General features: G+C 72.2%; 21 protein-coding genes. 14 read left to right on the top strand and 7 right to left on the bottom strand.

The genetic code is table 11. From position 1 onward, the window contains the following. The 5 genes from VGW35_06685 to VGW35_06705 all read left to right on the top strand — a co-directional run. Positions 1-218: hypothetical protein (locus tag VGW35_06685; GenBank protein HEV8307339.1), on the top strand; the 218-nt coding region annotated here is incomplete at its 5' end. Positions 219-531: 313 nt separating this feature from the next. Further along, positions 532-786: a hypothetical protein gene (locus tag VGW35_06690; GenBank protein ID HEV8307340.1), complete on the top strand. Its 255-nt coding sequence runs from the start codon at positions 532-534 to the stop codon at positions 784-786. 63 nt (positions 787-849) lie between these two features. Next, positions 850-2211, top strand: a complete 1362-nt coding sequence (locus VGW35_06695) for a hypothetical protein (protein HEV8307341.1) — start codon at positions 850-852, stop codon at positions 2209-2211. A 112-nt stretch (positions 2212-2323) separates the two neighbouring features. Next, positions 2324-2578 (top strand): type II toxin-antitoxin system Phd/YefM family antitoxin, encoded by a 255-nt coding sequence (locus VGW35_06700; GenBank protein ID HEV8307342.1) that lies wholly within the window; start codon positions 2324-2326, stop codon positions 2576-2578. Positions 2579-2656: 78 nt separating this feature from the next. Continuing rightward, the gene (locus tag VGW35_06705; protein ID HEV8307343.1) at positions 2657-2995 is read left to right on the top strand and encodes a type II toxin-antitoxin system VapC family toxin; all 339 of its coding nucleotides are present in this window, start codon (positions 2657-2659) and stop codon (positions 2993-2995) included. Positions 2996-3014: 19 nt separating this feature from the next. Here the strand turns inward: VGW35_06705 and VGW35_06710 are convergent, their stop codons facing one another. Continuing rightward, positions 3015-3863: a serine hydrolase gene (locus VGW35_06710; GenBank protein ID HEV8307344.1), complete on the bottom strand. Its 849-nt coding sequence runs from the start codon at positions 3861-3863 to the stop codon at positions 3015-3017. 170 nt (positions 3864-4033) lie between these two features. Here VGW35_06710 and VGW35_06715 point away from each other — a divergent pair, with 170 nt between their 5' ends. The 9 genes from VGW35_06715 to VGW35_06755 all read left to right on the top strand — a co-directional run bounded on the left by VGW35_06715 (position 4034) and on the right by VGW35_06755 (position 12916). Then, positions 4034-5581, top strand: a complete 1548-nt coding sequence (locus tag VGW35_06715) for an ABC transporter substrate-binding protein (protein ID HEV8307345.1) — start codon at positions 4034-4036, stop codon at positions 5579-5581. A gap of 57 nt (positions 5582-5638) precedes the next feature. Further along, positions 5639-6193, top strand: a complete 555-nt coding sequence (locus VGW35_06720; GenBank protein ID HEV8307346.1) for a Uma2 family endonuclease — start codon at positions 5639-5641, stop codon at positions 6191-6193. Positions 6194-6225: 32 nt separating this feature from the next. Beyond that, a complete protein-coding gene (locus VGW35_06725) occupies positions 6226-7170 on the top strand; it encodes an ABC transporter permease (protein HEV8307347.1) in 945 nt (314 codons plus the stop codon). Further along, on the top strand, positions 7136-8038 hold the full coding sequence (locus tag VGW35_06730; protein HEV8307348.1) for an ABC transporter permease: 903 nt from the start codon (positions 7136-7138) through the stop codon (positions 8036-8038). The genes VGW35_06725 and VGW35_06730 overlap by 35 nt, the downstream gene beginning before the upstream one ends. Positions 8039-8388: 350 nt before the next feature. Beyond that, positions 8389-9540 (top strand): ABC transporter substrate-binding protein, encoded by a 1152-nt coding sequence (locus VGW35_06735; GenBank protein ID HEV8307349.1) that lies wholly within the window; start codon positions 8389-8391, stop codon positions 9538-9540. Positions 9541-9649: 109 nt separating this feature from the next. Next, the gene (locus VGW35_06740; protein HEV8307350.1) at positions 9650-10525 is read left to right on the top strand and encodes a branched-chain amino acid ABC transporter permease; all 876 of its coding nucleotides are present in this window, start codon (positions 9650-9652) and stop codon (positions 10523-10525) included. Between the two features lie 8 nt (positions 10526-10533). Beyond that, positions 10534-11403, top strand: coding sequence for a branched-chain amino acid ABC transporter permease (locus tag VGW35_06745; GenBank protein ID HEV8307351.1), 870 nt, complete (start codon positions 10534-10536; stop codon positions 11401-11403). Then, a complete protein-coding gene (locus VGW35_06750; protein ID HEV8307352.1) occupies positions 11403-12188 on the top strand; it encodes an ABC transporter ATP-binding protein in 786 nt (261 codons plus the stop codon). Before VGW35_06745 ends, VGW35_06750 begins: the two co-directional genes overlap by 1 nt. 2 nt (positions 12189-12190) lie before the next feature. Beyond that, positions 12191-12916, top strand: a complete 726-nt coding sequence (locus VGW35_06755; GenBank protein ID HEV8307353.1) for an ABC transporter ATP-binding protein — start codon at positions 12191-12193, stop codon at positions 12914-12916. Here VGW35_06755 and hutI read toward each other — a convergent pair. The 6 genes from hutI to VGW35_06785 form a co-directional block, all read right to left on the bottom strand. Then, on the bottom strand, positions 12908-14203 hold the full coding sequence (gene hutI / locus VGW35_06760) for an imidazolonepropionase (GenBank protein HEV8307354.1): 1296 nt from the start codon (positions 14201-14203) through the stop codon (positions 12908-12910). The genes VGW35_06755 and hutI overlap by 9 nt on opposite strands. After that, complete coding sequence (locus tag VGW35_06765) at positions 14200-15870, bottom strand: urocanate hydratase (GenBank protein ID HEV8307355.1); 1671 nt, start codon at positions 15868-15870, stop codon at positions 14200-14202. Before VGW35_06765 ends, hutI begins: the two co-directional genes overlap by 4 nt. Beyond that, positions 15857-17014: a M20/M25/M40 family metallo-hydrolase gene (locus VGW35_06770; protein HEV8307356.1), complete on the bottom strand. Its 1158-nt coding sequence runs from the start codon at positions 17012-17014 to the stop codon at positions 15857-15859. The genes VGW35_06765 and VGW35_06770 overlap by 14 nt, the downstream gene beginning before the upstream one ends. A 20-nt stretch (positions 17015-17034) precedes the next feature. Beyond that, entirely contained in the window at positions 17035-17904 is an 870-nt protein-coding gene (locus VGW35_06775; GenBank protein ID HEV8307357.1) for an ABC transporter permease, read from the bottom strand. Then, entirely contained in the window at positions 17901-18821 is a 921-nt protein-coding gene (locus tag VGW35_06780) for an ABC transporter permease (GenBank protein ID HEV8307358.1), read from the bottom strand. Before VGW35_06780 ends, VGW35_06775 begins: the two co-directional genes overlap by 4 nt. A 68-nt stretch (positions 18822-18889) precedes the next feature. Continuing rightward, positions 18890-20437 (bottom strand): ABC transporter substrate-binding protein, encoded by a 1548-nt coding sequence (locus VGW35_06785; GenBank protein HEV8307359.1) that lies wholly within the window; start codon positions 20435-20437, stop codon positions 18890-18892. Positions 20438-20571: the final 134 nt, after the last annotated feature.

A 20571-nucleotide genomic window follows, 5' to 3' on the forward strand; every position in this document is an offset into this window, starting at 1 on the left:
AGTACACCGAGGTGGTGCCGGGCAAGGGTCCGTCGCCGTGCGCGCCGATTCCGTTCGTGGACAAGGTCGCGCTCACGAGCGAGCTCGCCTTCGAGTCGGAGGCCGTGGGGGCGGGCTGGGGCTCGGATGTCGCGTACGTCGCGATCCCGTTCTTCGTGGTGGCCGCGCTGGCCGGCGTCTACTTCTCGGGCGTCTTCGCGACGTCGATTCGACCCTAGGCGGCCGTCGGACTCGCCACCCGCCAACCGGCAGCGACGGCCCGTCGCCGCCCGTCCCCCAACGCCGGTGCGTCAGTGCGCCGGCCAGCCGGCCAGGGTTTCCCCCACGTCCAAGACGTAGTGCCGGATGTCCTCCCCCGATCTCGTCGAGCGTCCCCAGAGGGGACGGCGATTCTGTGCCTTCAGGGGCGGCAGCGTGACAGGTCGCGGAATAGGGCGGGCCGGCCTCGCGTCTCTATGGATGAGGCGGCGCGCGGGACCGACCCGTCGCGGCGGCCCGAGATGTCTCGGCGGAAGGAGGTGCGGAGTAGAGATGAGAGCCCTGGTGATTGCGATCCTGTTGCCGCTCGTTCTGGCCGGTCCGGCCCTCGGCTTTCAGTGCCCGCTGCTCATCAAGCAGCTGAACGACGAGGTAGCCAGGCTCTCCCCGGACGATCCGAAGGTCAAGCGGGCGAAGTCGCTGATCGAGGAGGCCCGGCAGCGGCACGCCGAGGGAAGCCACGCCAAGTCCATCGCGGCCGCCGACGAGGCGGCAAAGGTCCTCGGCATCGAGCTGAAGAAAAACTAGGAGGCTGTCGCCGGAACCGCGCGCCCGGGATCGGTGAGGCTCCCTCCGATTGAAACGAGGCCTGTGAGCCGCCGCGGAATCGGCCGACCGCGTCGCTGGATCCTCCTGGCATGCCTCCTCTGCGGCGCGCCGAGCGCGGCCGATGCTCAGGTGTTCCTCGCCTCGCGCCCCGACCCCGCCTTCACGATCGGCCCGCTCGTCCTTCGGGCCGGCCTGGGATCCAAGCTCGGGCCGGTGACGGTGGAGATCCTCTGGAGCCTGGTGCTCCCACCCGCGCGCGGCACCGCCGTCGTCCCCCAGGACCTCTATCTCCTCTGGCCCACGGCCGTCAGCGTCGATGCGACCGTCGGGCGCCCCGACCCCGAGCTGGCCCGGTACGTGGAAGCACGGGGCTTCGCCGTGACCGAGGAAGGGCGGGTCCCCCTCTTCGCCCAGAGCCTCCAGCAGATGGGCGGCGATCTTCCGCTGGAGCCGGTCCCCGGCGGCGCCCCCTTCGCGACCTTCGTCGGCCAGGGCGGGCCGCTCGGGCTCACCGCGCCCGCCACCTACATCCGCATCCCGTGGAGCCCGAAGCTTGCCGACCGGCGCTGGATGCTCGACCTGCGCCTGACGATTCCGGACCTGATCCGGCCCCGCAAGGCGACCTGGTTCGAGCGCGCCTTTTCGGGCCCGCGCTACGAGATCGCGCTGAGCTTCAACGACGTGCGGAGCCGCGCCCTCTTTCCGATGTACTTCGAGCACCGCGACCGCGTGATCCGGCTGGCCGAGGAGCCGTCGCAGATCCTGATCAACTTCGCCGAGGCCAACCGCCTCAAGATCGACGAGGTCTCGCCACCGTCGAGTCACCGGCGCGTGAGCGAGACCCTCGAGAACACCGAGGTGGTGTCGAGCTTCATCGACCCCTCGGAGGGGCTGGCCCCGCAGGTGCTGACCGTCCAGTTCGGCTACTTCTCGGGGGTACAGGCGTGGGCCCCGGTCCTCATTCCCACGGTCTTCTTTCTGCTCGGCAACCTGGCCGCCGTCCTGGTCCGGACCGTGGGCGCCCGCGTGGGGAAGCGGCTCGCGCGGCGGGTCCGGTTCGGACGCCCGGGACCCCAGGGCGGCTCTCGCCAGACCGGCGTGATCCTCTCCCGCGAGACGCTGGCGCGCCTCGTGCCGGGGGCGACCACCTACGACGAGGTGCTGCGCATCTGCGGCCCCGAGGTGGAGCAGCTCGAGCAGCTCTCGGCGCCGGACCGGCGGAGCCTCGTCTACCGGGGCCGCCGGGTCGTGCCCCAGCGGCGGCGGACGTTCGGCTGGCTGGCGACGGTCGGCGTCTGGATCGTCGAGCAGCACGAGGTGGAGATCGAGCTCGAGCGGAACGTCGTGATCGACGTGCGGGCGCGCGTGCGTCGCTCCCGCCTCGACCACCCGGAATCCGCCTGAGACATTTCGTTCGCCCCCGGACGTGGCAAGCCCTGCCCGGTCTGGACGCCGCCCGCCGGCCGGTGATACTACTAGACTAGTTGACAAGACTAGTCGGTAAGATGGAGGGGCCATGAAGATCAGAGCCTCCGAGGTGGGTGCCTTCGAAGCCAAGACGCGACTGTCGGAGCTCTTGCGGGAGGCCGAGCGCGGGAGCTCATTCGTGATCAAGAGGCGGGGGAAAGCGATTGCCCAACTCGTCCCCCTGGTGAAACGCCATGAGGCCGTCGACGCCCGTCGGCTGTTGGCCGCGTTCCGTCAGATTCGCCGGACGGTACGCGGGAAGGTGAGGGTCCGGGCGCTCGTCGCGAAGGGCCGCCGCTACTGATGGAGTGCGTTCTGGATTGCTCGCTGGCGCTGACCTGGGTCCTTCCAGACGAACGATCGAGCCGCGCGGATCGGCTCCTTGGCCACGTGTCTCCGGGAAGCCTGTCTCTGGATACCGGCACTGTGGTGGTACGAGCTGTCCAACGCTCTCACGATGGCGCAGCGTCAGAGACGGCTCTCTCAGGCCGACACCGCGCGCGCGATCGAGCTCTTCGGCGCCCTTCCTCTCCGCACCGACGTGGCGCTCGACTCGGGAACGGTCTGGCGGCTTCACGTGCTCGCCCGGGACTACGGGCTATCGGCCTACGACGCTGCGTACATGGAGCTGGCCCAGCGACGGGGCCTCAACCTCGCGACGCTCGATCGAGATCTCGGGCAGGCCGCGTCACGAGCGGGTGTACGCCTGGTGCGTCTGTAACGCGAAGCGCGGTCTGGGTCTATCCTTCGTCGGCCCCGTCGGACGCGTCGTCCCTAACCGCCTGAGGCTTGCTCGCCTGGTCGCGGCGCTGGCACTCGGCCAGCAGGAGGACGGCGGCCTCGGCGATCAGGTCGGCGGCCCGCCAGACCGGCTCGACGCCCCTCGTGAGGATCGCCACGATCAGGGTGCCGCCGGGCCAGGTGATCACCCCGGCGTCGTGGCTCACGTCCGCGATGTTTCCGGTCTTGTTGGCGAGCCGCGCCTCGGCCGGAAGGCGGCGACCGAGCTTCTCCTGGAGCTGCTGGGCCTCGAGGACCCGGAGGATGCGGGCGGACACCTCGGGGGAGACGCAGCGGCCCGCGTGGATGCGCGCCAGGAGCTCCAGCGTGTCGGCCGCCGACGTCCAGTTGTCGCGCCCGGTCGCGGCCGCGTCGAGGTCCATCATGCGGCGCTGGAGGCGCGTCTCGGTGAGCCCGGCCGCGTCGATCCACGCCTGAATCGCCCCGATCCCCAGCCGGTCGACGAGCAGGTTGGTCGCCACGTTGTCGCTGACGGTGATCATCAGCGTGGCGAGGTCCTGCCAGGTCGGCGCCAGGCCCGGAGCGAGGGCCTTGAGGACGCCGGTCCCCTCGACCCGGGCGGCGGCGGGAACCGGGATCCGCTGGGCCGGGTCGATCGCGCCTCGCTCCACCGCCTCCCAGAAGGCGGCCAGGACGGGCAGCTTGATGAGGCTGGCGGAGGGGAAGGGCTGCCGGTCGTGATACCGCCACTCGCGGCCGCTCTCGACGTGGCGCGCGGCGAGTCCGACCGCGCCGTGGGTGAGGGCCAGCAGGCGGTCGAGCTCGGCCGGCTGGGCGGTCGCGGGCATGCCTTCAAACTACCAGAGTCTCTTGCTATGATGCCGGGTGTTCCGCCCAACCCCCGGGTGTGTGCCCCGCGCCGCGGCTCGCCCGGCCGTCAACGGCTGGTGTTCCCCTCCCGGGGGGTGGGCGTGGGAGGGGCCGGCGAGGCCCCTCCCATACAAGGAGGAGCGACGCGATGGCCAAGCGCTGGGTTCCGGCCGTACTGGCCGCCACGATCGGCACGCTCGTCACCCTGGCTGCCCTCACGCCCGCGCCGGCCCAGGCCCCGAAGCGGGGCGGCAAGCTCGTGGTGGGCTTGAGCCAGGACATTCCGGGCCTCGACCCGCACCCCTCGACCTCGACCATCACCTACCAGGTGCTGAGCCTCGTGTTCCAGAGCCTCGTCGACTTCGACCGTGACCTGAACCTCCGGCCCGTCCTGGCCGAGTCCTGGCGCGCCTCGCCGAACGGCCGCGAGTGGACGTTCGTGCTGCGCAGGGGCGTGAGGTTCCACAACGGACGCGAGCTCACCGCGCAGGACGTGAAGTTCACCTTCGAGCGGATCCTCGATCCGAAGACCGCCGCCCGTGGCCGCGGCGCGCTGTCCATCATCGAGCGCGTCCAGGCGGTCGATGCCCGGACCGTCCGCTTCCATCTGGCGCGGCCGTCCGGCGCCTTCCTCTCGCGGATCGCCCAGACGTTCCAGGCCATCATCCCGCCCGAGGCGGTCGCTGGCGACACGTTCAAGGCCATCGGCACCGGACCCTACCAGCTCGTCGAGTGGAAGACCAACGAGCGGATCGAGCTCCGGCGCTTCCCCGACTACTGGGAGCCCGGGCTACCCTACCTCGACGAGCTCACGCTCAAGCCGATCCCCGACGGGACGGTGCGTTTCACCGCGCTGCAGACCGGCGACGCCGGGCTGATCCAGGTGATCCCGCTCGAGCGGCTGGCCGAGCTCGCCCAGAGCCCGTCGAAGGACTACCAGGTCCGGCAGGTGAAGGGTGGGGGCGGCTTCAGCGCCGTGATCCTCAACAGCCGCAAGCCCCCGTTCAACGACGTGCGCGTGCGGCGGGCCGCGGCCCTGGCCGTCGACAAGCAGGAGGTGGTCCTCGGCGTCTGGCGGGGATTCGGGCAGCCCATCAACCAGCTCATGCCTCCCGGCCCCGCCTGGTTCTTCAAGGTGGCCGACCGCCGGCCCGACGTCGAGCAGGCGAAGCGGCTCCTCGCCGAGGCCGGGGTGCCGCGGGGCTTCAAGGTCGTGCACACGGTCGGGCAGGTGGCGAACCTGGTCCCGGCCGCCCAGGTGTTCCAGGCCCAGGTCGGCCGGGTCGGCGTCGACGTGTCGCTCGAGGTGATGGACTGGGCCGCCTACATCAAGCGCCAGCGCGCCATCGACTTCGTGAGCACCAACACGGGCTTCTTCCCGAAGGGCGATCCCGACGACGCCTACTTCCGCTACTTCCACTCGAAGGGAGGCGCCAACGAGCTGTCCGGCGGTTATGCGAACCCGACGGTGGACCGTCTGCTCGAGGAGGCCGAGGCGACGGTGGACGAGAAGAAGCGCGGCGAGGTCTACGCGCGGGCCGTGGAGATCATCCAGGACGAGGTGCCGATGATCATCACGGCGCTCGGCGATGCCGCCATCGGCTGGCGGACCCCCGTCAAGGGGTTCGAGCCCCACATCATCGGGATCTTCGCCTATCCGGGAGGCGGGCTCAGCCACACCTGGATCGACCACTGAGGGCGGTGCGAATGGTATGCTGAGCGTGGGACCGATGTCGGCTCGGGGGATCCGCTGATGACCATCAGGCTGCGTGTGACGGCCCAAGACCTGTGGCGCCTTGGCGAAGGCGATGTCCGGCGGGAGCTGGTCAACGGCGAGGTCATCGAGATGGCGCCGGTCGGTGGCGTGCATGGTGACGTCACACTGAAGATCGCCAGAAGGCTCGCCGAGCACGTGGAGCGTCACGGGGGTGGCAAGGTGCTCGTGGGGGATGTCGGCTTCGTGCTGAGCCTTCCGGCCGATCCCGAGCGGGTGCGCGCGCCCGATGTCGCCTTCGTGGGAAGCGCGCGGCTGCCGGAAGGCCGGCTCCCGCAAGGCTTCCTCTCGGGGGCGCCGGACCTGGCGGTGGAAGTGCTGTCTCCTTCCGACAATCCGGTGGACGTTCAGCAGAAGGTGCGCGACTACCTGGAAGCGGGCGCCCGCCTGGTCTGGATCGTCGCTCCCCAGGCGAAGACGGTCACCGTGTATCGCCGCGATGGATCGGCTCGTCTCGTGCGCGAGGCCGAGCACATGGACGGAGAGGATGTCCTACCGGGGTTGACGGTCCCCCTCGCGGACGTGCTCCCCTAGGGCTTCGGGCCCTCTCGCCTCCCTGACTCGGGATGGCGACCTACCTGGGGGCGCGGCTCCTCGGCGCCCTGCCCATGCTCTTCCTGATGTCGCTCGTCGTCTTCGCCATCGTCTACCTGATCCCCGGCGATCCCGTCGACGCCATGCTGGGCCAGGAGGCCGACCCCGTGGCCCGCCAGGCGCTCCGGCGCGAGCTCGGGCTCGACCAGCCCCTCTGGCGCCAGTACACGAGCTGGGTCGGCCGCGCGCTTCACGGGGACCTGGGCCGGTCGCTCCGAGCCCAGCAGCCGGTGGCGGCGCTGATCCGGGAGAAGCTCCCCGCCACGCTCCTGCTCACCACCGCCGCCGCCGCCATCGCCATCCTGATCGCGGTCCCGGCCGGCACCGTGGCCGCCGTGCGCCGGAACACGCCGGCCGATTTCCTCGCCATGCTCGGCGCGCTCCTCGGGGTCTCCATCCCGAGCTTCTGGTCCGGCATCATGCTGATTCTCGTCTTCGCCCTCCTGCTCGGGTGGTTCCCCGCGATGGGCTACGCGAGTCCGCTGGCCGACCCGGTCCAGGCCCTCCGGCACCTGGTCCTCCCGGCGCTGACGCTGGGCTCGGTGATGGCCGGCGCGGTCACTCGACAGATCCGGGCGCAGCTCCTGCAGGAGCTCGGCCGCGATTACGTCCGGACCGCCCGCGCCAAGGGCTTGCGCGAGACCCGCACGGTGGTCCGACACGCGCTCCGGAATTCGCTGATCCCGGCGGTGACGGTCATGGGCGTCCAGTTCAGCATCCTCCTGGGCGGGGCGGTGATCACCGAGCAGATCTTCGCGTGGCCCGGCGTCGGCCAGCTCGCTGTCCACGCGATCCTCAACCGCGACTACCCGGTGCTTCAGGGTGTGATCCTGACCGTCGCGCTGCTGGTCACCGGCGTGAACCTCCTGGTGGATGGCGTGTATGCCCTCCTCGACCCGCGGATTCGCCTCACCTGACGCGGGCTCCGGCGGGTCGCCGCCGGGCGGGCGGGGGTGGGGCCGGGCGCTCTCGCGGCTCGGCCGGAGTCACCTCGCCTTCGTCGGCGGTGTCCTCGTCGCCGCGACGGTCGTCGTCGCGGCGATCGCCCCGGTGCTCGCGACGCACGATCCGGTCGCCATGAACTTCGGGGCGCTCCTGGCCCGGCCCGGCTCGGGCCACCTCCTGGGCGCCGACCAGTTCGGCCGGGACATGCTCTCCCGGGTGGTCTACGGGGCCCGCCTGTCGGTCCGGATCGGCCTCCTGTCGGTCGGCCTCGCGCTCCTGGTCGGCCTTCCCATCGGGGCGCTGGCTGGCTACGTCGGCGGCAAGCTCGACAACCTGCTGATGCGGGTGATGGACGCCCTGATGGCCTTCCCCGCGCTCCTGCTGGCGCTCGGCCTGGTGGCGGCCATGGGGCCCGGCACGACCAGCGCCATCGTGGCCATCGGCGTCGTGTACATCCCCGGGGTCGCCCGGCTCACGCGGGGGGTCGTGCTGGCCGAGCGCGCCCAGGAGTACGTGGAGGCCGCGCGGGCCCTGGGGCAGGCGGATCGGCGGATCCTGGCGCGTCACATCCTGCCGAATTGCACCTCGGCGCTCCTCGTCCAGGCGACGGTGAACTTCGCGAACGCCATCGTGATCGAGGCGGGGCTCTCCTTCCTCGGCGTCGGCACGCCACCGCCGGCGCCGAGCTGGGGCCTCATGCTCAACGAGGCGCGCGCCTTCATGACCAGCGCGCCCCACGTGGCGGTCGTTCCCGGCGCCGCCATCTCGCTGGCGGTCCTCGGCCTGAACCTCCTCGGGGACGGACTGCGGGATGCCCTCGACCCCCGCCTCGCCGAGTGAGGGCGTTCGTCGGGGCCGGCCACCGCCACGGAGCTCTGGATCAAATCCCCGGCGACCGGGTCCAGCAAAATCGCCCCTGGCCGGCGCTCGGGACCCGAGCTATGCTACCCCCCGCTCCCTCTCCTCCCGGTGGGGGAGAGGGGAATAGGAGCAGACGGGTGGAAGCATGACGGCGTCACGGCGCATATCGTCCGGCCTCCGCCCGCCCTTTCGGGTCTACGCGAACCAGCTTCCGCGGGGGCGTTCTCAGTGGCCACTGTCCCGCCAGACTCGTAGGCTCCCGCCATCCTGACCGGATGAAGGCGATGCGTCCTCGCCAGGAGCGCAAGCTGCCAGAACGGAGGTGCCCCGTGACCCGCAATGAGTCCCGCGCGTTTCGGCTCCGATCGACTGTCATCGGCCTGGCGCTCGCCGTCGCCGCCGGCGGGATCGCCGCCGCCCAGGCCCCCGACATCAAGGTTGGCGTCTTCGGCCCTCTCACCGGTCCAGCCGCCGCCGACGGCAACGGGTGTCTCTATGCCACCCAGCTCGCCGGAGACCAGGCCAACGCCAAGGGTGGGATCAACGGCCGGAAGGTCACGATCGTGTCCGCCGACGACCAGGCCAAGCCGTCGGAGGGCATCGCGGCGGTCCAGAAGCTCGTGAGCCGCGACGGCGCCATCGCGGTGGTGAGCTGCTCGTACAGCGGCGCGACCCGCTCGGCGGCGCCCGTGGCTCAGCAAGCCAAGGTGCCGATGGTCGTGGCCTATGCCGTCCACCCCGACATCACCAGGGCCGGTGAGTACGCGTGGCGCATCTTCAGTCTCGGTCCGGTCCAGGGTCACGCGATCGCCGTGATGGCGCGGGAGGATGGGAAGGCGGGGCGGGCCGCGGTGCTCTGGGCCAAGAACGATTACGGAGAGTCGATCTCGACGGCGGCCACCCAGCGGTTCACCGCCCTCGGCGGCCAGGTGGTGCTGAGCGAGCCGTTCGCGCTCGGCGACAAGGACTTCACGACCCTCCTGACCAAGGTCCGGGCGGCCACCCCGGACGTCCTGCTCGTCGTCGGCTACTACAACGAGGGCGCGCTCCTGGTCCAGCAGGCTCGCCGGCTGGGCCTCACCATGCCCGTCTACGCGTCCGATGGGCTGAGCGCCCCGAAGTTCGTCGAGCTGGCCGGCACCGCGGCCGAGGGCGTCGTCGTCTCGGCCGCCACCGACCTCACCTCGAGCCTGTTCAAGGCGTTCGCCCAGGAGTTCGAGGCGCGCCACAAGTACGTGCCCGACAGCGTGCCGAGCCACGGCTACGACGCCATGCTCGTCGTGCTGGAGGCGCTCCGCCGTGGGGGGGCGAGCGCCGACGGCGTCCTCAAGGGGCTCGGGGAGATGAAGGAGTTCACCGGGGTGAACGGCACCATCGTGTTCACCCCCGAGCGGGAGATCCGCACCGACCAGTCGTTCTGGAAGATCCAGGGCGGGAGATTCACGCAGTACAAGCTCGTCCCCTACGACCGGGTGAAGTGAGTGGGGGGGTTGGGGGGGAGCGGCCGCCGGCGCTCCCGCCCCAAGGTGAACTGAGGCGCGGGGCCCCGCGGCGGCGGGGTGGGCCGGTGTCGCCCCCGCGCCGCCGCCCATGGGCGCTCTGCCCCAGCACCTCGTCAACGGCCTGACCGTCGGCAGCCTCTACGCGCTGCTGGCGATCGGGCTCTCGCTCACCTACGGGGTGCTGCGTATCATTCACATCGCCCACGGCGCGGTGTACATGCTCGGCGGCATGATCTCCTACACGCTCATGGTCCGATTCCGGCTTCCGCCGCTCCCGGCCATCGCGCTGACCCTGGCGGCCTGCGCCGGCGTCGGCGTCGTCTTCGAGCGCTGGGCCTATCGACCGCTGCGGACGGCGCCGATCATCGTGACGCTGATCAGCTCTCTCGGCCTCCTTCTCATGGTGGAGAACCTGGCCCGGATCGCGTGGGGACCGCTCACCCAGCCCTATCCCCAGTTCGTCTCCCTGCGCGTCTACGCGTTGGGCTCCGTCATCGTCACCAACCTCCAGCTCCTCGTCCTCGCCCTCGGGCTCGCCTTGATGGTGGCGCTCCAGTGGTGCCTCCGCCACACCCAGGTGGGCCTGGCGACCCTGGCCGCGGTGCAGAACCCGCGCGGCGCGCGCCTCTGCGGCATCGACATCGACGCCATCGCCCTCGTGATCTTCGCGGTCGGCTCCGGGCTGGCCGGCCTGGCCGGGATTCTCGAGGGCCTCTACCTCACCAGCGTCGACCCCTCGATGGGTCAGATCTTCGGGCTCAAGGCCTTCGTGGCCGTCGTCGTCGGAGGACTCGGCAGCATCGCGGGCACGATGCTGGCCGCGTATCTCATCGGCCTGCTGGAAGCCCTGACCGCCGCCTACGTGTCGGCCGGGCTCCGGGACGTGATCACCTTCGCGCTCCTGGTCCTGGTCCTCATGGTCCGTCCGTCCGGTCTGCTGGGCCGGCGCGTGGATCGCGCCTGAGCGCGGCGGTGCTGGACCTCTTCTTCGGACCCTATGCGCTGACGCTCCTCTTCCTGGTGGCGATCAACGTGACGCTGGCCGGCAGCCTCAATCTCATCACCGGGTATGGCGGCCAGGTCTCCATCGGGCACGTCGCGTTCTACGCCGTCGGCGCGTACACGGCGGCCATCCTCAGTACCGCCTGGGGCTGGAGCTTCTGGCTCACCCTGCCGGCGGCGGTGGTGGTGTCGTTCGCCGCCGGCGTCCTCATCGGCGCGCCGAGCCTCCGCGTGGAGCACGACTTCCTGGCCATCGTGACGCTGGGCCTGGGGCTGGTGGTCCAGGGCCTGGCGCTGAACCTCGAGGTCACCGGCGGGCCCTACGGCATCTCGAATGTCCGCCGCATCGCGGTGCTCGGCCGGACGCTCGGACCCTGGGGGCACGCGGCGCTGGCCGTCGGCCTGGCCGGCCTCACGCTCTTCCTCGTACACCGGATCCAGGGCTCGCGGGTGGGGACGGCCCTGCTGGCGATCCGCGAGGACGCGCTGGCCGCCGAGGTGACCGGGATCGAGACGGCCCGCTACAAGGTGCTGGCCTTCGCCCTGGGCGGCACCTTCGCGGGCGCGGCCGGCGCGCTCTACGCCCACTACGCGACCTTCGTGAGCAGCGACTCCTTCGACCTGGCCGCCTCGATCTCGATGCTGGCCATGGCCGTGGTCGGCGGCCTGGGCACGCGGCTCGGGCCGCTCGTCGGCGCCGTGCTGCTGACGCTGGTCCCCGAGCTGATGCGGTTCACCGCCGAGTACCGCATGGTGCTCTACGGCCTCATGCTGGTGGTCATGATGCGTTGTCTGCCCCGCGGCCTGCTCGGCCGGTCGGCCATCCGGACGGGCGGCTGATGGCGCCCCTGCTGGAGCTCGACGACGTCGTCGTCCGGTTCGGCGGCCTGACCGCGCTGGCCGGCGTCACGGTGGACGTGACGGCGGGCGAGCTGGTCGGGATCATCGGCCCCAACGGCGCCGGGAAGACGACGCTCTTCAACGCGGTCACCGGGGTCGTCCGCTTGACCGCCGGCCGCGTCCTCCTGGCGGGCGGGACCCTCGGCGGCCTGCGGCCGTCGGCCGTGGTCCGCCGGGGGATCGCCCGCACCTTCCAGACCGCCCGCGTGTTCCGGGAGCTGACCGTCGCGCGTAACGTGGCCGCCGGGCTCCACACCCAGACCCGGGCGGGCGTCCTCGACGCCCTGGTGGGCACGCCCCGGGCCCGACGCGAGCGCCGGGCCGCCGAGGCGCGGATCCACGAGCTCCTCGACTTCGCGGGGCTCGCCGGGAAGGCCGACCGCGCCGCCGGCGACCTCGCGCTGCCCGACCTTCGCCGGCTGGAGATCGCCCGGGCCCTGGCGGCTCGTCCGCGAGTGCTGCTCCTCGACGAGCCGGCCGCGGGCCTCGACGCCGCCGACGTCGCCGGAGTGGTGGCCGTCATCCGCCGCATCCACGGCCTGGGCGCCACCGTCCTCGTCATCGAGCACAACATGCCTGTCCTGATGCGGCTCGCCCAGCGGGTCGTGGTCCTCGACCACGGCGTCAAGATCGCCGAGGGCCCGCCGGCCGCCGTCCAGCGCGATCCCCGCGTCGTCGAGGCCTACCTGGGTCACGCCGGCGACCCGGGTGGCCTCGCCGGCTAGCCATGCTCCGCGTCGACGGCCTCGAGGTGCGCTACGGGCCGGTCGCCGCCCTTCGCGGGGTGTCGCTCGAGGTGGCGGCCGGGGAGACCGTGTGTCTCTTGGGCGCCAACGGGGCCGGCAAGTCGTCGCTGCTCAACGCCGTGAGCGCGCTCGTCCGGCCGACCGCCGGCCGGATCGAGTTCGACGGCCGGGCCGTCGACGCGCGCGTGTCGCCGCACGAGCTGGTCGGCCGCGGGCTGGTTCAGATTCCCGAGGGCCGGCAGCTCTTCCGGGAGCTGACCGTGCTCGAGAACCTGCGCCTCGGCGCCTACGTCCGGGGCTGGGACCGGACGGCCGCCGCGCTCCTCGAGGAGACCTACGCCTGGTTTCCGGTGCTGCGAGAGCGGCGCCGCCAGCCGGCGGGGTCGCTGTCCGGGGGGGAGCAGCAGATGCTGGCGATCGGGCGCGCGCTGATGGCCCGGCCGCGGCTGCTGCTGATCGACGAGCCGTCGCTCGGGCTGGCGCCGCTGGTGGTCCAGGGGCTGTTCGGGCGGATCCGCGAGATCGGGCGCCGGGGGCTCGCCGTCCTGCTCGTCGAGCAGAACGCCGCCCTGGCCCTCGGAGTGGCCGGGCGCGGCTACGTCCTGGAGACCGGGCGGATCGTGTTGGCGGGCACCGCCGGCGAGCTCAGCCGGAGCGACGCCGTGCGGCGCGCGTATCTCGGGGGTGAGCCGGCTCCCTCAGCCTGAGACGCGGACGCCGTCCCGCACCAGCACCCGGCCGTCCTTGACCACGGTGTCGACGAGGTTCACGCCGAACCGGTTCACGACCATCCCGTGCTCGGCGACCCGCCAGATCACGAGGTCGGCCCGCTTGCCGGGCTCGAGGCTGCCGCGATCGTCGCCTCGGTCGAGCGCGTGGGCGGCGTTGATCGTCGCCATGTGCCAGATCGCGGCATAGCTCAGCCGGTACAGACGAGCGGCGAGCTGCATGACCGCCTGCATCGAGGGCGTGGGCGAGGTCCCGGGGTTGTAGTCGGCAGAGAGGGCGAGTCGCACCCCGCCGTCGATGAGCCGCCGGGCCAGCCGCGGCCAGAAGGCCTTGACGGCCGGGACGAGGCGCCGGCCGACCAGCTTCGGCGTCATCTCCAGCATGTGGTGAGTGACGCCGGGGAGGAGGACCCCGACCGTCCCGCTCCGGGCCAGCGCGCGGATGCCCGCCGGCGAGACGTAGTCGAGGTGATCGGCGGAGGCCGCCCCGAGCCGCGCCGCCAGCTCGGCGCCTCCGATCGGCCCCATCTGGTCCGCGTGGACCTTCAGCCGATAGCCCATTCCGCGCGCCGCCTGGGCGATGCGCTCGCACTCGGCCACGGTGAAGGCCACCGGGTCGCAGCACACGTCGCAGTACTCGGCGTAGCGGCGCCCGGCCCGGGCCACCGCGATGACCAGCTCGACGTACGCCTGGCGCCGGCCCCGGTACTCCTCCGGCAGGACGTGGGCCCCCATGAAGGTCGCGACCACGTCGACGGGATGGCGGAGCGCGTGGATCACCCGGAGGAGGCGAAGCTCGGTGGCGCGGTCGAGCCCGTAGCCGCTCTTGGCCTCGACCGTGGTCGTGCCGTGGACGAGCATGAGGTCGAGGTCGGCCAGCGCCTGCCGCCGGAGCGCCGCCGCCGAGGCCCGGCGCGTGCGGCTGACCGTGTACCGGATCCCGCCCCGGAGCCGCTTCTCCGGCGCCGCCACGCCGGTGACGAGCGCTTCGTACTCCACGTGCCGGGAGCCGGCGTAGACCAGGTGGGAGTGCGGGTCCACGAACGCCGGGGACACCAGCCGGCCGCGCGCGTCGAGGGTCCGTCGCGCCCGGTATCTCCGGGCCAGGGCGGGGGTCGGCCCGACGGCGACGATCCGGCCACGGTCGACCGCCACCGCCCCGCGGGGGATCACCTCCAGGCGCTCGAGCGCCGCGCCCACCGCGCCGCCGGGGCCGGTCCGGCTCGTCACGACCTCGTGGGCGCCGCTGACGAGGAGGTCGATCACGGGGCGCTGTCGGTGACGTTCGGCTGCAGGCTCCGGAGCCCGGCGGCGCGGGCCGTCGCGACGGCGTCGTCGTAGCCGGCATCGGCGTAGCGCAGGACCCCGAGGCCGGTGTCGGCCGTCAAGACCGCCTCGAGCCGCCGGCGCGCGGCGGGCGTGCCGTCGGCGACGACCGTCACGCCAGCGCTCTGGTAGTAGCCCGCGTAACCGCCCCCGCCGCCGTGGATCGCCACCAGGTCGGCGCCCCCGGCGCAGTTGAGGAGGGCGTTCAGTAGCGGCCAGTCGGCGACCGCATCGGAGCCGTCGGGGAGCCCCTCGGTCTCCCGGAACGGCTGCGCGACGCCGCCGGCGTCGAGGTGGTCGCGGGTGAACGCGATCGGGCCGCGGACGGCGCCCGCCGCGACGGCGTCGTTGACGAGGAGCCCGAGCCGCGTGCGCGCGCCGTGGCCGAGCCAGGCGATCCGCGCCGGCAGCCCCTGGAAGCGGACGTGCCGTCGCGCCAGCCGGATCCAGTCGGCGACCACCGGGTCGCCGCCGAACTCGCGCAGGACGGCCTCGTCCACGTACGCGATGTCCTCGGGCGCTCCCGACACGGCGACCCAGCGGAAGGGACCGATGCCGCGGCAGAAGAGGGGGCGGATGTAGCGCTCGGTGAAGACCGGGATCTTGAACGCGTCGGCGACGCCGGCCGCGGCCGCCTGGGCCCGGAGGTTGTTGCCGTACTCGAAGGCGATCGCGCCCTGAGCCTGCCAGTCGAGGATCGTGCGCACGTGCCCGGCGATCGACGCCCGCGCCTCGGCCATGAGCCGCTCGGGATCGCGCTCGCGCAGCTCGGCGGCGGCGTCCAGGGTCAGCCCGGCGGGGACATACCCCACCAGGAGGTCGTGGGCGGAGGTCTGGTCGGTGACGACGTCGGGCACCACGCCCCGACGCGCCAGCTCGGGGAGCACCTCGGCCGCGTTGCCCAGGACGCCGACCGAGACGGGCTCCCCGAGCGAGACGGCCGCCCGCACCCAGGCGAGCGCCTCGTCGAGCGAGGCCGTGTCCCGCTCGAGGTACCCGGTCTCCCGCCGGCGGCGGATCCGGGTCGGGTCGACCTCCACGCACAGCGCGGCGCCGCCGGCCATGGCGATGGCCAGCGGCTGCGCCCCGCCCATCCCGCCGAGGCCCGCGGTCACGATCAGCCGGCCCCGGAGCGTGCCGCCGAAGTGCGTCTGGCCCACCGTGGCGAACGTCTGGTACGTGCCCTGCACGATCCCCTGCGAGCCGATGTACTGCCAGTCGGCGGCGGTGTAGCCGCCCCAGATCATGAGGCCGCGCCGCTCCAGCGCGTAGAAGTGCTCGGCGGTCGCCCAGCGGCCGACCAGGTTGCTGGTGGCCATCACCACCAGGGGGGCGTCCGGCCCGGTGCGGAACACGCCGATCGGCTTGCCGGACTGGACGACCATCGTCTCCCCGACCTCGAGCCCCCGGAGGGCGGCGGCGATCCGGTCGTAGCTCGGCCAGTCGCGGGCGGCCTTGGCCAGGGCTCCGTAGACCACGAGGTCTTCCGGACGCTCGCCGGTCTCGACCGTGTTCTCGAGCATGCGGAGGAGGGCCTCCTGCCGCCAGCCCCGGCAGCGGAGCTCCGGACCGCGCTGGGCACGGACGGGCCGCCTAGGCTCGGTCATCGTCCGCGCCGAACTCCTGGACGAGGCCGATCACGTAGCGGGCGGCGGCCACCAGGTTCGCCGCGCTGACGTGCTCCTCGAAGGAGTGGATCTTCCGGAAGCCGTTGCCGAGGGTCAGACAGGTCAGGCCGTGCTCGATGAAGATGTTGGTGTCGGCGCCGCCGAGGGTCTCGGCGAAATACGGCGTGAGGCCGGCGCGCCGGGCCGCCCGGACCGCGACCTCGACGTGGGGCGAGTCGTGGGGCAGGTCCCAGCCCAGGTACTTCTTCTCCAGCGTGACCTCCGCCGTCCCGCCCCGGCGCCGGGCGGCCGTATCGACGGCGGCCGCCATCGCGTCGAGCTGGACCCGGAGTCCCTCGGCCGAGAAGCTCCGCACCTCGCCGACCATGTCGACCTCGTCGGGGATGATGGAGGCGAGCCGGCCGCCCCGGATCGTCCCGACGTTGGCGACCGTCTGGTCGTCGACCCGACCGAGGCGCATCGCGGTCACCGCCTCGCCGGCGATCAGGATGGCGCTCACGCCGTCTTCCGGCGCGAGGCCGAGGTGGGCCGGCTTGCCCGCGATCCGCCACCGGAGGCGGGTGGAGTAGGGGCCCCGGGTGATGATCTGCCCGACGTCGCCGCTGCTGTCGAAGACGAAGCCGGCCCGGGAGCGCACGAGCGAGAAGTCGAGGTGGCGGGACCCGAGGAGTCCCGGCTGCTCGTTGACGGTGAAAATCAGCTCGATCGGGCCGCAGGGCCGCCGGCTCGTCTGGATGGCCCGGACTCCCTCCAGGTAGGCGGCGATGGCCGCCCGGTCGTCGGCGCCCAGGATCGTCGTGCCGTCGGAGTAGATCGTCCCGTCCCGGATCACCGGCCGGAGGCCGGCGGTGGGCAGGACGGTGTCCATGTGGGCGGAGAAGAAGAGCGGCGTCGCGGCCGGACGCGTCCCCTCCCACCAGGCGACCATGTTCCCGCAGTTCCCGCCCAGCGCGGCGCCGGCGCCGTCGTACCGGACCGTGAACCCGAGCCCCGTGAGCGCGTGCTCGAGGTAGGTCGCGACGTCGCGCTCGGCCCCGCTCGGGCCGTCGAGCCGGGCGAGGGTGAGAAAGGTCTCGACCACACGCTCCTCGGCCACCGGGACCGTCGCCTCGCGGGTCGCCATTGCGATGCCCTCCCAGCATATCAGAGGCCCCGCAGGCGCGGGTCGAGGAGCTCGCGCAGCCGCTCGCCGACGAGGTTCACCGACAGCACCGTCGCCACGATGGCGAGGCCCGGAAAGACGCCGGCCCACCACGCCGTGATCAGGTAGTTCCGCGCGTCGCTCAGCATCACGCCCCAGGACGGCCGGGGCGGCTGGATCCCGAGCCCGAGAAAGCTGAGCGCGGACTCCATGATGATCATCTGGGCGAAGGAGAACGTCGCCACGACGGTGAGGGTCGGGGCCACGTTGGGCAGGATGTGGCGGAGCATGATCCGGCCCGGGGAGGCCCCGAGGGCCTGCCCGGCCTGGACGAAGAGCTGCTCGCGGAGGCTCAGCAGCTCGGCCCGCGTGAGGCGGGCGTAGGGGACCCAGCCGGTGAGCACGAGGGCCAGGATCGCCGTGCCGAGCCCCGGCCCGAAGATCGCGGCCAGCGTGATGGCCATGAGCAGAAACGGGAACCCGAGCTGGATGTCGGCGGCTCCCATCAGGACCAGGTCCCAGCCCCGGCCGAGGTACCCGGCCAGGAGGCCGGCGGTGATGCCCAGGAAGCCGGCGAGGACGACCGCGATGCCGCCGACGAGCAGCGAGGGCCGGGCGCCATGGACGATGCGGGCCAGGACGTCACGGCCGATGCTGTCGGTTCCGAGCGGATGGGCCAGGCTCCCGCCGGGGAGGCCGGCGATCGGCCGAAAGTTCTCGACGAGCCGGCCGCGCAGCGGGTTGGCCGAGGTCACGAGCTGGGGCGCGACGGCCCACGTCGCCACCACGGCGAGGACCGCGAGCGCGACCAGCACGCCGGGCGTCCCGAGTCGCTGGCCGGGAGCGCGCCGGACCGCGCCGGGTCCGATCACTCCCTCGCGATGCGCGGGTCCAGCCACGGGTACAGGAGGTCCACCAGGAGGTTCACCAGCACCAGGAGGAAGCTGAACAGGAAGACGATGGCCTGGACGAGCGGGTAGTCCCGCGTCCCCACCGCCTGGATCACCAGGCGCCCCATTCCCGGGTAGGCGAAGACCGTCTCCGTCACGATCGCCCCCCCGAGCAGGAGCTGGAACTCGAGGGTGACGATGGCGATCACCCCGATGAGGGCGTTCGGGAGGACGTGTCGCAGCAAGACGACGGACGCCGGCAAGCCCTTCGCGCGGGCGGTCCGCACCCAGTCGGCGGTCATCACCTCGAGCACGGCCGACCGGAGGACCCGGCTCACCTTGGCCGCCGAGAACCAGCCGAGCGTGCAGGCGGGGAGGACGAGGTGCCACCACGTCTCCCCGCCCGTGGCGGGGAGGAGGCGCCACCAGGCCGCGAAGACGAGGATCGCGATCAGGCCCGACCAGAACGTCGGGGTCGACTGGCCGAGCAGGGCGACCATCATGGCCGCGCGGTCGAGCGGCGTGTTCCGGCGGACGGCGGCCAGGATCCCCGCGGGAAACCCGATCGCCACCGCCACTCCGAGCGAGGCGAGCGCCAGCGACAGCGTCGCCGGCAGCCGATCCGCCGCCACGGCCAGCGCGGGCAGGTTGAAGCGGAGCGACTCGCCGAAGTCGCCGCGGACGACGCGCTGGAGGAAAGCGAGGTACTGGATCGGGATCGGGCGATCGAAGCCGTACGCGCGGCGGAGTCGCGCGACCTCGTCGGCTCCGGCGGTGTCGGAGACCATCAGGCTGACGGGATCGCCCGACAGCCGGACGGCGACGAACACGATGGTCGAGACCCCCCAGACGATGAGGAGGGCCTGTCCGAGCTTCCGGAGGACGTAGCGGCGGCCCACGGCCGGCCGACGGGAGCCGGGCGGGCGTCCGGCTCAGGCCCGCACCCCCGGGTCCTCTCCCGCCCGGGTTACGCGCTCTTGGTCACGCCGAAGAGCGGGATGGTGGCGTCCCAGCGCGGCTTGAAGCCCTGGACCTTCCGGCTCGTCGCGAACATGTCCGGCGGGTGGAGCAGGTAGAGGCCCGGCGGGTCTTCGTGGAGGATGCGCTGGGCCTCGGCCAGGAGCTGCTGGCGGGCCGCCGGGTCGGTCGTCACCGTCGACTTCCGGTACACCTCGTCGAAGCGCTCGCTCGCATACCAGGGCGGCTTGTTCGAGGACTTGTAGTGCGTGATGATGAAGTCCGCGTCCATCACCGGGAAATAGTTCCACCCCTGGAGGTTGAGCCCGACCATCTTGGAGCTGTAGTAGATCTCGGTAAGCTTGGCCCACTCCATCTGGTTGATCTGGACGTTGATCCCGACGTCGGCGAGGTAGCCGGCGATCGCCTCGATCGTCTCCTTGTCCTTCAGGTAGGCGCCCTGGGAGGCCCAGAACGTGATGGGCGGCGTGCCGCCCGCGAATCCGGCGGCGGCCAGGAGCTCGCGGGCCTTGCGGGGGTCGTAGGGGAAGCGCTTGAGCGCCCGGTTGTACCCGACCGCGCGCTCGTCCACGAACTGGCCCTCGGCGAGCTTGCCGTAGCCGAAGAAGATCCGGCTCAGGATCGCGTCCTTGTCCACCGCATAGTTCAGCGCCTGGCGCACGCGCGGGTCCTTGAAGGGCCCGCCGCCCTCCAGCACGCTGTTGGCGATGCAGAAGTGCTGGCGCGCCATCAGCTCCCACGCGACCTGGTAGCCGGCTCCCTGCAGGCGCTTGACCTGGTCGGGCGGGACGTTCTGGATCATGTCGACGTCGCCCGCCTCCAGCGCGGCCACCCGGGCCCCATCCTCCTTCATCACCCGCATGAACACCTGCCGGAGCTTGGCCGCCCCTTCCCAGTAACCCGGAAAGGCCTCGAGCGTCTGGTTGTCGCCGGGCGTGCCGGACAGGTAGCGGAACGGCCCCGTCCCGACCGGCTGCCGGACGAACTCGTTCGCGCCCTTCGCCTGGTAATAGCCGGGCGGGATCGGGAACACGACGGCCAGGGCGCGGGGGAGCAGGCCGGAGGGGCCGCTGTTGACCAGGTTGACGGTCAGCCCGTCGGCGACCTCGGCGCCCGTCACGGTCGGGATGCGGTCCTTGACCGGCGACTTGGTTTCCGGGTTCACGATGCGCTCGATGTTCCACTTGACGACCGCGGCGTCGAGGGGCTCGCCGTTGTGGAACGTCACGCCCTTGCGGAGCCGGAGCTGGAAGACCCGGTCATTGACCCAGCGCCACGACTCGGCCAGGCCCGGCTGGAGCTGACCCGCCTCGTCGATCCGGGTGAGCCCGTTGTAGAGCTGGAAGTAGGTCGCCATCGAGATGCCGGCCGTGTTCTTGTGGGGATCGAGGGTGGCCGGGAGCGCGCCGACCCCGATCCGCAGCGTCCCGGCGCCTTGCGCGGCGACCGGGCGCGGGCCACCGGCCGTCACCGCCATGCCGAAGCCGGCCGCGCCGGCCCGGAGCACCTGCCGCCTCGTCCACCCCGTCTTCGTCATGGCTCGGCCCTCCATGGGGAGACCGCGATCACGGCCGGGAGACCTTGCGTCGTGAGCGCGGCGTGCCCGCGCGGATCGTCAGGGACCATCTGGGACGGCTTGCCGGGAGCCTAGCCGACGGCCCGGGAGAAGTC

The sequence above is a fragment of the Candidatus Methylomirabilota bacterium genome (assembly GCA_036005065.1).
Lineage (GTDB): Bacteria > Methylomirabilota > Methylomirabilia > Rokubacteriales > DASRDR01 > DASYQW01.